The 12,621-nt window shown below is 64.4% G+C and carries 11 protein-coding genes; 3 read left to right on the forward strand and 8 right to left on the reverse strand.

The window, feature by feature from the left end; translation table 11 throughout:
- Nucleotides 1-22: 22 nt before the first annotated feature.
- The 3 genes from pyrG to tpiA all read right to left on the reverse strand — a co-directional run bounded on the left by pyrG (nt 23) and on the right by tpiA (nt 3,027).
- Entirely contained in the window at nt 23-1,654 is a 1,632-nt protein-coding gene (gene pyrG, locus AC07X9_RS09070) for a CTP synthase (protein WP_017184170.1), read from the reverse strand.
- A 90-nt stretch (nt 1,655-1,744) separates the two neighbouring features.
- Nucleotides 1,745-2,101 (reverse strand): preprotein translocase subunit SecG, encoded by a 357-nt coding sequence (gene secG, locus AC07X9_RS09075; protein WP_017184169.1) that lies wholly within the window; start codon nt 2,099-2,101, stop codon nt 1,745-1,747.
- Between the two features lie 185 nt (nt 2,102-2,286).
- The gene (gene tpiA / locus AC07X9_RS09080) at nt 2,287-3,027 is read right to left on the reverse strand and encodes a triose-phosphate isomerase (RefSeq protein ID WP_017184168.1); all 741 of its coding nucleotides are present in this window, start codon (nt 3,025-3,027) and stop codon (nt 2,287-2,289) included.
- A gap of 169 nt (nt 3,028-3,196) precedes the next feature.
- On the opposite strand from tpiA, the gene AC07X9_RS09085 reads away from it, so the two are divergent.
- Both AC07X9_RS09085 and trpE read left to right on the forward strand, forming a co-directional pair.
- Complete coding sequence (locus AC07X9_RS09085; protein WP_017184167.1) at nt 3,197-5,149, forward strand: peptidylprolyl isomerase; 1,953 nt, start codon at nt 3,197-3,199, stop codon at nt 5,147-5,149.
- 1 nt (nt 5,150) lies between these two features.
- Nucleotides 5,151-6,680, forward strand: coding sequence for an anthranilate synthase component I (trpE, locus tag AC07X9_RS09090; RefSeq protein ID WP_017184166.1), 1,530 nt, complete (start codon nt 5,151-5,153; stop codon nt 6,678-6,680).
- Between the two features lie 111 nt (nt 6,681-6,791).
- Here trpE and AC07X9_RS09095 read toward each other — a convergent pair whose 3' ends face one another.
- The 3 genes from AC07X9_RS09095 to AC07X9_RS09105 are packed head-to-tail and all read right to left on the reverse strand — an operon-like array spanning nt 6,792 to nt 9,246.
- Nucleotides 6,792-7,517, reverse strand: coding sequence for an extensin-like domain-containing protein (locus AC07X9_RS09095; RefSeq protein WP_017184165.1), 726 nt, complete (start codon nt 7,515-7,517; stop codon nt 6,792-6,794).
- A 3-nt stretch (nt 7,518-7,520) separates the two neighbouring features.
- Nucleotides 7,521-8,315 (reverse strand): NUDIX hydrolase, encoded by a 795-nt coding sequence (locus AC07X9_RS09100; protein ID WP_026002578.1) that lies wholly within the window; start codon nt 8,313-8,315, stop codon nt 7,521-7,523.
- A 55-nt stretch (nt 8,316-8,370) separates the two neighbouring features.
- The gene (locus AC07X9_RS09105) at nt 8,371-9,246 is read right to left on the reverse strand and encodes a LysR family transcriptional regulator (RefSeq protein WP_017184163.1); all 876 of its coding nucleotides are present in this window, start codon (nt 9,244-9,246) and stop codon (nt 8,371-8,373) included.
- Nucleotides 9,247-9,352: 106 nt separating this feature from the next.
- Here AC07X9_RS09105 and ilvD point away from each other — a divergent pair, with 106 nt between their 5' ends.
- The gene (gene ilvD / locus AC07X9_RS09110) at nt 9,353-11,200 is read left to right on the forward strand and encodes a dihydroxy-acid dehydratase (RefSeq protein ID WP_017184162.1); all 1,848 of its coding nucleotides are present in this window, start codon (nt 9,353-9,355) and stop codon (nt 11,198-11,200) included.
- Nucleotides 11,201-11,378: 178 nt separating this feature from the next.
- Here the strand turns inward: ilvD and AC07X9_RS09115 are convergent, their stop codons facing one another.
- Together AC07X9_RS09115 and fghA are read right to left on the reverse strand one after the other, a co-directional pair.
- A complete protein-coding gene (locus AC07X9_RS09115; RefSeq protein ID WP_086485749.1) occupies nt 11,379-11,774 on the reverse strand; it encodes a ketosteroid isomerase-related protein in 396 nt (131 codons plus the stop codon).
- A complete protein-coding gene (gene fghA / locus AC07X9_RS09120) occupies nt 11,771-12,616 on the reverse strand; it encodes an S-formylglutathione hydrolase (RefSeq protein WP_026002577.1) in 846 nt (281 codons plus the stop codon). Before fghA ends, AC07X9_RS09115 begins: the two co-directional genes overlap by 4 nt.
- Between the last annotated feature and the right edge of the window lie 5 nt (nt 12,617-12,621).

Below are 12,621 nucleotides of genomic sequence, written 5' to 3' on the forward strand. Positions count from 1 at the left end.
GGCCCGGCATGACGACGGATAATTACACCAACCGGCTCTGCTTGACCGCCGCTTCGATGAAGCTGGCGAACAGCGGGTGCGGGTCGAACGGCTTGCTCTTGAGTTCCGGGTGGAATTGCACGCCGACAAACCAGGGATGGTCGGGGCGTTCGACGATTTCGGGCAGCGTGCCGTCGGGCGACATGCCGGAAAAAATCAGCCCGCCCTTTTCCAGCCGCTCGCGATAGCCGGCATTGACCTCATAGCGATGGCGATGCCGCTCGCTGATCTCGTCCGCGCCATAAATGCCCGCGACCACGCTGTTGCCGGTCAGTTTCGCGGGATAGGCGCCCAGCCGCATCGTGCCGCCCAGATCGGTCTCGGCGGTGCGCTTCTGCAAGCCTTCCGCGCTCATCCATTCGGTGATGAGGCCGACGACCGGCTCCGACGTTTCGCCAAATTCGGTGGTCGAAGCATCCGCTATGCCCGCCGTATTGCGCGCACCCTCGATGCAGGCCATCTGCATTCCCAGGCAAATGCCGAAAAATGGCACATTGCGTTCACGCGCGAATCTGACGCTGGCGATCTTGCCTTCCGACCCGCGCACGCCAAAGCCGCCGGGGACCAGAATGCCGTGCATCGGCTCCAGGAACGCGGCGACATCGTCGCCCTTCTCGAACAGTTCGGCGTCGATCCACTTGATCTTCACCTTCACCCGATTGGCAAAACCGCCATGGGTCAGCGCCTCGTGCAGCGATTTGTAGGCGTCGGGCAGGCCGACATATTTGCCGACCACGCCGATCGTGACCTCGCCTTCCGGATTCTGCTGCCGGTCCATGATGTCGTCCCACCGCTCCAGCGACGGCATCGGCGACCCTTCGATGCCAAAGGCGCGCAGCACTTCGGCGTCCAGACCTTCGGCATGATATTGCGCGGGCACCGCATAGATGCTGGTGGCGTCGAGCGCGGGGATGACGGCTTCGGGCCGCACATTGCAGAACAGCGCGATCTTGCGCCGTTCGCCTTCGGGCAAAGGCTGTTCGCAGCGGCACAGCAAAATGTCGGGCTGAATGCCCAGCGACGTCAGTTCGCGCACGCTATGCTGGGTCGGCTTGGTCTTGAGCTCACCTGCCGCCGCAATATAGGGCACCAGCGTCACATGGACGAAGATCGACTGGCCGCGGTCCAGATCATTATGCAGCTGGCGAATCGCCTCCATGAAAGGCAGCGATTCGATGTCGCCCACCGTGCCGCCAATCTCGCACAGCACGAAATCAATATCGTCGGTATCGGCCAGCGCGAACGCCTTGATCTCGTCGGTGACGTGCGGAATGACCTGCACCGTCGCGCCCAGATAGTCGCCGCGCCGTTCCTTGGTGATGATCGTCTGATAGACGCGGCCCTGCGTCACATTGTCGCTCTGGCGCGCGGAAACGCCGGTAAAGCGCTCATAATGGCCCAGATCCAGGTCAGTCTCAGCCCCGTCGTCGGTCACATAGACTTCGCCATGCTGATAGGGCGACATCGTGCCCGGATCGACGTTCAGATAGGGATCGAACTTGCGGATTCGCACGCGATAGCCCCGCGCCTGCAACAGCGCTGCCAGGGATGCAGCCATCAGGCCTTTACCAAGCGAGGAGACCACGCCGCCGGTGATGAAAATATACCGCGTCATGGGAGAAGAGGCCTAGCCTTTCAGAACAACAAAGAGCAAGCGCGCGAATCCACGCGCGCTCAAAAAATATTGGAAATGTCGGTGAACGGGTTAGTTGGCGAGCGGAACGGCGCTGTTGCCAGCCGCATTCGCCGCACCCGCCAGCGGGTCAGCGCTGGTGGCCGGCGCGTTCTGCGTGACCGGCGCCTGCTTGACCAGCGACGTGTCGATGTCGCTGGGCGCATGACGCACCGACGCGATCACCGCCATGACAATGGACAAAGTGACGAAGATCGTCGCCAGCACCGTGGTCGATCGCGTCAGGAAATCCGCCGCGCCGCGCGCCGACATGAAGCCCGCCGGGCTACCGCCAACGCCCAGCCCGCCGCCTTCCGACTTCTGCATCAGGATGACGGTAACCAGCAGGGCGGCGATGATCGCCTGCACGACGAGAAGAAAAGTGAACATGCGACGGGTTCTGTCCGGAAATGGGATATGTTGCCGCGCACATAGCGACGAAGCGTCGCGGGGGCAACCATTGCGCGTGGCGTCTTTGGCTTAACACACCATCCGTTCGCTTCGAGCGCAGTCGAGAAGCCGCACAAATAGCGCCAGCGTTTCTCGACTTCGCTCGAAACGAACGGAGGTTGGGATTAATCAGCAGCCGCGATGATCGGCGCGAACTTGTCCGCCGTCAGGCTGGCCCCGCCGACCAGCCCGCCATCGACATCGGCGATTCCCATCAATTCCGCGGCATTGTCACCATTCATCGATCCGCCATAGAGAATACGCATCCCCGCTGCCTCGTCGCCGATCCGGCTGGCCAGCGCATCCCGCAACGCCCGGTGCATCGCGTCGACCGCCTCCATTGTCGGTATCCGCCCGGTGCCGATCGCCCAAATCGGTTCATAGGCGATCGCCAGCCAGTCGGCCGCCGCGCCTTCTGGCAGCGACGCCAGCAACTGCGCCGAAACGACCGCCTCGGCATCGCCCGCGTCGCGCACGTCCAGGCTTTCACCCACGCACAATATCACCTTCAGGCCCGCCGCCTTTGCCGCCAGCGCCTTGGCCGCCACATCAGCATCGCTCTCGCCCTGGTCCTGCCGCCGCTCGCTATGACCAACGATTGTCCAGCCTGCCCCCGCTTCGGCCAGCATCGCGCCGGACAGGCAGCCGGTATGGGCGCCGCTGGCGTTCATGTGGCAATCCTGCGCCCCGATAAAGGCACCGCCCCGAACCTGCGCCGCCGCCGCGATCAAAGTCGCTGGCACGCATAGTCCAACATCCACCCCCTGATGATTGGCCGCGATGCCGCCAATCGCTTCGACTTCGCCCAGATGCGCCTTAAGGCCGTTCATCTTCCAGTTGCCGACGACAAGTTTACGCCTGTTCATGGATTATATTTCCCCATATTTGCTTTTGCTGCACGCGTGGTCGCGATGAACGGGGCGGGTGCATTTGTCCAGACTGGCTGCGCCAGACATTGCATGACCGTGGGCGCTTGCCGCCGCGCCTATACCGCCTTAAAGCGACCGCCATCACGCCCGCTGTTCGGACATTTTCATGCTTGCTGTCTTTCGCCGCTTCACTCGCTCCCGGTTCGGCGCGGTCTTTGCGATCCTCTTCCTGGCCGTCATCGCCGGCGCCTTCATCCTGGGCGACCTGTCCAACGGCCAGTTCGGCAGCACCCTGCGCGGCAGCGGCGGCACGGCGGCCAAGGCTGGCGGCCACAGCCTGTCGCAAAGCGAAGTGCAGGATCGCATCCAGCGCGTCTATGAAAATGCCCGCAGGTCCAATCCCGCTTTGACGATCGGCGAATTCTTCGCACAGGGCGGCGCGACACAGGTATTCGACCAGTTGGTCGCATCGCTGACGCTGCGCGCCTTTGCCGACGATCAGGGCGTGCATATTTCCAAGCGGCTGGTGGATGCCCAGATTGCGCAGATCCCCGCCTTTCAGGACGCGGCGGGCAATTTCAGCCAGGATAATTTCCGTTCGCTGCTGATCCGCGAACGCATCACCGAACAGGCGCTGCGCGATGACATCAGCCGCGAAATTCTGGAGCGCCAGTTGCTGGGTCCGGTGGGCCTTGGCGTCAAGCTCTCCGACTCGCTGGTACTGCCTTACGCATCGCTGCTGCTGGAAGCGCGGCAGGGTACGATCGCCGCGATCCCGGCGGTCGCCTTTCTGGACGACAAGGTGCCGACCGACGCGCAACTGACCGATTATTACAAGCGCAACGCGGACCGCTTCACCATCCCCGAACAGCGCCGCATCCGCTACGCGGTGATCGATGCCCAGCGGTTCGCGCAGGCTTCGCAGCCCAGCGACGCGGAAATCGCCGCCGCCTATAATCAGAACAAGGCCGCCTATGCCGCCAAGCAAAACCGCAGCGTCGAACAGCTGGTGCTGCCGACGCAGGCCGGTGCCAAGGCGATCGCCGACAAGGTGAAGGGCGGCACCGCGCTGTCCGCCGCCGCAAAGGACGCCGGCCTTGAAGCGCTGACGCTGACCGATCAAAGCCAGGCCGCTCTCACCGGGTCGGCGGGCAAGGCGGTTGCCGATGCCGCCTTTGCCGCCAAGCAGGGCGACATTGTCGGTCCCGTGCGCGGACCGCTTGGCTGGATCGTGCTGCGCGTCACCGCAATCACGCAAACCCCGGCCCGTCCGCTTGCCGCGGTACGCAGCGAGATTGTCGAGACATTGCGCGCGCAGAAGGAAAAGGCGCTGCTCACCGAACTGACCGGCAAGCTGGAGGATCAGATTGCCGATGGCGGCACCTTCGATGAAGTGGCCAAGGATAATGGCCTGAAACTCGAAACCAGCCCGCTGCTACTCGCCACCGGCAAGCAGGTCGAGGATTCGGCCTATGTCCCCTCCCCTGACCTGCAACCGCTGATCGCGCCTGCCTTCGCCATGAGCGCGGATGACGACGCGCAGCTGGTGCCGATCACCCCGGACAAACGCTATGCGCTCATCGCCCCCACTGACATCGTCGCCGCCGCGCCGCCGCCGCTGGCGAAGGTCAAGGCGCTGGTGCAGGCGCAGTACCAGCTCAACCAGGGGAATGAGAAAGCCAAGAAGGTGGCCGAGGAGATTCGTGCCAAGGTCGCCAAGGGCATGAAACTGGCCGATGCCGTCGCCGCTGTCGGCGTCAAGCTGCCCGCGCCGCAGGTGCTGGGCGGCCGCCGCGCCGACATCATGCGCGGTGAACAGCGTCCCCCCGCGGAAGTCGCCATTCTCTTCTCGATGGCCCCCAACACGGTCAAGACCCTGCCGATCGGTCAGGATCGCGGTCAGTTCGTCGTCCAGTTGAACGCGATTCAGCGCGGCGATGCCAAGGATCAGCCTGAACTGCTGAAGCAGGTACGCGATCAGCTGAGCGAAGTCGTCGGCCAGGAATATGGCCAGCAGTTCGAGCGCGCGGTCGAAAAAGAGTTGGGCGTGACCCGCAATGCCAAATCTGTGGCAGAAGCCCGCACGGCGCTGACCGCCACCAATAGCGGCGGCCAATAATATGGGCGCAACGGGCGGGGACGGCATCGCTTTCGCGCGCGCGGCGCTGGCGCGGGGCGAATCGGCGCTGGTGTGGCGGCGTCAGATTGCCGACACCGACACGCCCATTTCCGCCGCGCTCAAATTGTTCGAGGCGGATCGCGGCGACTTCCTGCTTGAATCGGTGGAGGGCGGCGCGGTGCGCGGTCGCCACAGCCTGATCGGCCTCGCCCCCGACCTCCTGTTCCGCGCCGATGGCGACAAGGCGCAGATCAACCGCCAATGGGCGACCGACCGCACTGCGTTCGAGCCGATCGAGGCCGACGCGCTGACGGCGTTGCGGGCGCTGGTCGCCGAATGCCGCGCGGAACTTGACCCCGCCCTGCCCGCCGCGCTCGCCTGCCTTGTCGGCTATTTCGGCTATGAGACGGTCGGGCTGGTCGAAAAACTGCCCCGCCCCGCGCCCAATCCTATCGCCCTGCCCGACATGCTGTTCGTGCGCCCGACCGTGATCCTGATATTCGACCGGCTGGCCGACGCCCTCTATCTCGTCGCGCCGGTGTGGAAGGGCAGCTTTACCGATGCCGAAGGCGCTGCTGATCGGGCGATCGACGCCGCGCTCGAACGGATCGACGCGACCGCCGCGCGCCTCGCCGCCCCGCTGCCCGCCACCCCCGCCCCGGCGGACATGGCCGACATCGCAGTGACCCCGGTTCTGGAGCCTGGCCGCTATGCCGCCATGGTGACCAGGGCCAAGGACTATATCGTCGCGGGCGATATTTTTCAGGTCGTCCTGGCGCAGCGTTTCACCAGCCCGTTCAGCCTGCCGCCGATCGCTCTCTATCGCGCGCTGCGGCGGATCAATCCATCGCCCTTCCTTTATTATCTCGATCTGCCAGGCTTTGCGCTGATCGGATCGTCGCCGGAAATATTGGTTCGTGCCCGTAACGGCGAAGTCACGATCCGCCCGATCGCAGGCACCCGCCCGCGCGGCAAAAACGCCGTGGAGGACGCCGCCAACCGCGAAAGCCTGTTGTCCGATCCAAAGGAACGGGCCGAACATCTGATGCTGCTGGACCTTGGCCGCAACGACGTCGGCCGCGTCGCAACGGCTGGCAGCGTGACCGTGACCGACAGCTACACCGTCGAATTCTACAGCCATGTCATGCACATCGTTTCCAACGTCGTTGGCCAGCTGGCGCCGGACAAGGATGCGATCGACGCGCTGTTTGCAGGATTTCCGGCGGGCACCGTATCGGGCGCACCCAAAGTCCGCGCGTGCGAGATCATTGCCGAACTGGAGCCTGAAACCCGCGGCGCCTATGCCGGTGGCGTCGGCTATTTCAGCCCGGACGGCAATATGGACAGCTGCATCGTCCTGCGTACCGCCGTGTTGAAAGACGGCGTCATGCATGTGCAGGCAGGGGCCGGGATCGTTGCGGATTCCACCCCCGAATATGAACAGCGCGAATGCGAAGCCAAGAGCGGCGCGCTACTGGCGGCAGCGCGTGAGGCGGTGGCGCTGGCGCGCGAAAGCGGCTTCGGCCAATAAAATCCTCACGTCATCCCAGCGAAAGCTGGGATCTCCCTTCTTTTGCTCAAGCGCCGAAAAGAAAAATGGGATGCCAGCCTTCGCTGGCATGACGTATTTAGCGGAGCAATGTCACCGGCACGCCCGCCACCCGGTCGCGCCGCGTTCCGCCTGATCCAGATGGAAATGATCGCGGTGCGCCTTGTTATAGTCGGGCGACAGTACGGTCGAAAACAGGTCGCACGCCCCGTCCCGCACCGCGCGCAGAAACTCAGCGTCCCTGGCCTTGCCCTCCCAGTCGTTCAGCACGCTGATCTGCCGCCCGTCCGCCAGGACAAAGGCAGCAATGTCGATCGCATCGGCGGTCGCATGCTCGCTGAAATCGCCAGCGCTGCGCCCGTACATCCGCCGACAGCTATAGCTGCCAAAATGCCGCAGCGAAGCGACCGGCTGGCCATAGATGCGCTGCGCGGCAGGCTGGACCACCTGCCACTCCCATAACTTGAGCGCAGCCACCACCGGGCAGGAAGGCGCGACTGCCGCCGGGGCGTAGGCCAGTGCCCCGCGTTCGGCTTTCAGCCGTACGGCATCATCATAGACGCACTGCCCCGACCCGCCCGGCTCCATCGCGCTATAGGACACGCCCGCCTGTTCCAGCAGCGCCAGACATTGCGCCCGCTCCCCCGTCAGCGCCGCCAGCTTCCGCCCGGTAAACAGGCCAATCGGCTGATCAAGATCGATCTTTGTCCAGGGCAGGTCCTGCGGCCGCTGCCGCAGCACGGCATAGGCCAGCAGGATCAGGCAGAGCAAAGCGCCCCAGAACAGGATGTGACGCAGGAACATGTGGATTTGACGCATCCCCTAACCACGCCGGACCTGCCAGAAAGGTTCCGATGTGACGGGATAGCCCAGATGATCGGGGATGCATAAATGCTGTTCGCCGTCGCGATCTTCCACCCATGGCCGCACTTTTTCAACCGGGTGGGCGGCGGCATGGGCGATCATCTCGGCATGGCTTCCCGCCAGCGCCAACCGCTCCAGATTGCGCCGGGTGGGAAAGATGATACGCCCATCCCCCGCATCGCATCGCGCCAGCGTGGCGGTGGCGCTGCTCCAGAACAGATGCACATTCTCCGTCGCGTCGGCGACGGCTTCCTGTGCGTCGGGCGCGCGCGCGATGTAAAAGCGCGTGTCATAGACCCGGATCGCCTTTTCAAACGGTGCCGGATGCCATCGGGCAAAGGGCGTCAACTGATCGAGCGCCAGCGTCAGGCCATGGCTGTCGAGCAAATCGCCCAGCATCGTCCCGGCCAGCAACCCCTGCCGCAACGACAATACCGTCGGCCCGTCGACCGCGTCCGCCAGATCCCCGTTCAGGCCCCCGATCAGGCCAACACCCAGCCCGCTTTCCTCGATCGTTTCGCGGATCGCCGCGATCCGCGCCGCGGCCTCATCCTGTTCAAGCCCATGATCGATCCGTGCCGCCAGCGCATGGTCATGCGCGTCCACCCCGCCGCCGGGAAAGACCAGCGCGCCCGCGGCAAAGGCCATGGTCGATGCCCGTTCCATCATCAATATGTCGGGCAGCCCATCGGGTCGATCGCGCACGATCACTACCGTCGCTGCGGGGCGACCTGCATCATCTTCCATTGTCATGCCCTTGCTCTACGCCCGGCGATGCCAGCCGGTAAAGCCCGCGCCAGCGATCTTCTCATGCCCCTTGTGCCAATTCCAGAAACTGGCGCAATGTCGGCGTCTCGTCCTCCCGCCGCCACGCCAGCCCGGTTTCCAGCATCGGCGGATCGCCAAGATCGGCATAGACCACGCCCGCCCGCGCCAGATTGCGCAGCGAAGCCGGAACCAGCGCTATCCCCAGCCCCGCCGACACCAGGCTGATGATCGTCTGCATCTGGATCGCCTGCTGCACGATATTGGCCTGCGCGCCGCGCGCCGCATAATAGCCGGTGACCAGATCGTGAAAGGCGGGCGCCACCGCGCGCGGGAACAGGATCAGCGGCAGCGACACGATCGCCGCCGCATCGATCGCCCCTGCCTCCACCCATTGCTCCGGCAGCGCCGCGACCAGCGGCTCGCGGATCAGGCGGCGATAGCACAGGTCCGGCGGCAAGGGCGCATCAGCGGGCGGGATCAATATGCCCGCATGCGCCTGCCCCGCCAGCAATGCCGGAATCTGCACGTCGCTGGTCGCCTCCGTCAGGCGGATTTCAACCTGCGGGAACAGCGCGGCATAGCGGCGCACCAGCGCGGGCAGCACGCTATAGTCTGCGGTGCTGACAAAGGAGAGCGCCAGATGCCCGGCCCGCCCCTCGCGCAACTGCCGCGCCGCATCCGGCAGCGCGTCGATCACGGCGATTGCCGGGCGCACCTGCTCCAGCCATTGCGCCCCGAACGGGGTCAGCGCGACCCGCCGCTTGGTCCGCGCGAACAGCGGCGCGCCCAGTTCGCGCTCCAGCATCAGGATCGACTGGCTGAGTGGTGGCTGGGTCATATGCAGCCGTTCCGCCGCCTGCCCGAAATGCAGCGTTTCGGCGACCATGACGAAATGCCGCAACTGGCGGATGTCCATATTTCATATGTCCTGCGACCTAATGGGGCATCAATAATATATTTCACACCCAAACCCAACGGGTATAGAGCCGCCCGCGAGGATTATCTTTTCAGGGACATCGACCATGCCTGCCTATCGCTCCAGAACCACCACCCATGGCCGCAACATGGCGGGCGCGCGCGGGCTGTGGCGCGCGACGGGCATGAAGGATGAGGATTTCGGCAAGCCGATCATCGCCGTGGTCAACAGCTTCACCCAGTTCGTCCCCGGCCATGTCCACCTCAAGGATCTGGGCCAGTTGGTCGCTCGCGAGATCGAGGCGGCAGGCGGTGTCGCCAAGGAATTCAACACCATCGCGGTCGATGACGGCATCGCCATGGGTCATGGCGGGATGCTCTATTCGCTCCCCAGTCGTGATCTGATCGCCGACAGCGTCGAATATATGGTCAACGCCCATTGCGCCGACGCGATGGTCTGCATCTCCAATTGCGACAAGATCACGCCCGGCATGCTGATGGCCGCGATGCGCCTCAATATCCCCGCCGTGTTCGTTTCCGGCGGGCCGATGGAAGCGGGCAAGGTCGTGATGCGCGGCAAGGAAGTGGCGCTCGACCTGGTCGACGCCATGGTCGTCGCTGCCGACGAAAGCTATACCGACGAAGAAGTCAAAACCATCGAACGTTCCGCCTGCCCCACCTGCGGGTCATGCTCTGGCATGTTCACCGCCAATTCGATGAACTGCCTGACCGAAGCGCTTGGCCTCTCGCTCCCCGGCAATGGTTCGACGCTCGCCACCCATTCCGATCGCGAACGGCTGTTCCGTGAAGCGGGCCATGTCATCGTCGATCTCGCCAAGCGCTGGTATGAACAGGATGACGCCACCGCCCTGCCGCGCACGATTGCCAGCTTCGCCGCGTTCGAAAATGCGATGAGCCTGGACATCGCCATGGGCGGCTCGACCAACACCGTGCTTCACCTTTTGGCCGCCGCCCATGAAGGCGGGGTCGATTTCACCATGGCCGACATCGACCGCCTGTCGCGCCGCGTCCCCTGCCTGTGCAAGGTCGCGCCCGCCAAGCAGGACGTGCATATGGAGGATGTGCACCGCGCCGGTGGCATCATGGCGATATTGGGCGAACTGGAGCGCGCGGGGCTGGTCGACACCAGCCTGCCGACCGTCCACGCGCCCACCATGGCCGCAGCGCTCGCCCGCTGGGATATTGGCCGCACCAATAGCGATGAAGTCCGCGCCTTCTTCCGCGCGGCGCCCGGCGGTGTCCCGACCCAGACCGCCTTCAGCCAGTCCGCTCGCTGGGAAGAACTGGACCTGGACCGCGAAACGGGCGTGATCCGCTCCGCAGACCATCCCTTCTCCAAGGATGGCGGCCTTGCCGTCCTCTATGGCAACCTTGCGCCCGAAGGCTGCATCGTCAAGACGGCGGGCGTGGACGACAGCATCCTCACTTTCCACGGCACGGCGCGCGTCTATGAAAGTCAGGACGCCTCGGTCGCGGGCATTTTGGGCAATGAGGTCAAGGCCGGCGACGTCGTCGTCATCCGCTATGAAGGGCCAAAGGGCGGGCCGGGCATGCAGGAAATGCTCTATCCGACCAGCTATCTGAAATCCAAGGGGCTGGGCAAGGCATGCGCCCTCATCACCGATGGCCGCTTTTCGGGCGGCACGTCGGGCCTGTCGATCGGCCATGTCTCGCCCGAAGCAGCCGAAGGCGGCCTGATCGCGCTGGTCCAGACCGGCGATCCGATCGTCATCGACATTCCCAATCGCGTGATCAAGCTGGACCTGGACGATGCCGTGCTGGCCGAACGCCGCGCCGAAATGGAAAAGATGGGAGCAAAGGCGTGGAAACCCTTTGGCCGCAAGCGCGACGTCTCACCGGCCCTGCGCGCCTATGCCGCCATGACCACCAACGCCGCCAAGGGCGCAGTGCGCGACGTCAGCCAGATCGAATGATCAGAAAATCCTCCCCTTTAAGGGGAGGTGGCTGGCCGCAGGCCAGACGGAGGGGTGTCCTGCTATCGATAGGGTGACACCCCTCCGTCATCGCTACGCGCTGACACCTCCCCTTACAGGGGAGGATTTTCGTGCAGGACTTGCAAAGGGTATCAATCGCTTCCCGTTATGGCGGGCCTCACCCCACCTGCGCCAGCCAGTCCGCCAGATTATAATGGTTGCTCACCCGCGCGATCCTGCCGTCGCGTATCTCGAAAAACGCGCCGACGCGCAGCCGGTATCGCTGCCCGGCTGCCGCTGGCAAATCGCCGTCGGTCACCAGATATTCGCCCTCCAGCATGAACTCCGCCGCCGCCCGCGTGCCGTCGGCCGATGTCAGGAACACAGGCTCGATCACCGTCTCGCTATAGCAGCGGTTCATATGGTCCAGAAATTCGGCAAAGGCCGCCTTGCCGTTGCGCACCGCGCCCTGGCTCGGCTCATGCACCACATCGTCGGTCAGCAGCGCCAGCATCGCGGCGCTGTCCCCGCGATTGAAGGCGGCATAATAGTCGCTCAAAACCCTATCGCTCATGCCCCTTGCCCCAATCTTTCCCCATGCCAGCGCAGATGATCCGCCATGAAGGTGGAGATGAAATAATAGCTATGGTCGTAGCCGTCCCGCACCGTCAGCGTCAGGTCGATCCCCGCCGCGTCGCAAGCCGTGCGCAGCAGGTCCGGGCGTAGTTCCTTGTCCAGAAACCCGTCCGCCCCACCCTGATCGACCAGCAATGCATCGACCCGCGCGCCATCCTCGATCAGCGCGACCGCATCATGCTTGCGCCACGCCGCCTTGTCATCGCCCAGATAGCCTGACAGCGCCTTCTGACCCCATGGCACCTGGCTTGGCGCGACGATCGGCGCAAAGGCCGACACCGCCTTGAACCGATCCGCCAGCGTCAGCCCGATCGTCAGCGCGCCATGCCCGCCCATCGAATGGCCCATGATCGACTGCCGCCCCATGTCGGCGGGAAATTCTGCTGCGATCAGCGCGGGCAGTTCTTCCGTCACATAGGACCACATCTTGTAATGCGCCGCAAAGGGTGCCTCGGTCGCATCGACGTAAAAGCCGGCACCCAGCCCGAAATCATAGGCGCCATCGGGATCGTCAGCCACGCCTTCGCCCCGCGGCGACGTGTCGGGCGCGACGAAGATCAGCCCCAGTTCGGCGCAGATCGCGCGAAACTCGCCTTTCTCTGTCACATTGGCATGGGTGCAGGTCAGGCCCGACAGATACCAGACCACCGGCAGCTTCGCCCCCGCCTCATGCGGCGGCACGAACACGGAAAAGACCATGTCCGTCCCCGTGCTGGCCGATGCATGGCGATACACGCCCTGCACGCCGCCAAAGGCGCGATTTTCCGAAACGGTCTCCACGCCGT

The organism is Sphingobium sp. GW456-12-10-14-TSB1 (assembly GCF_059424385.1).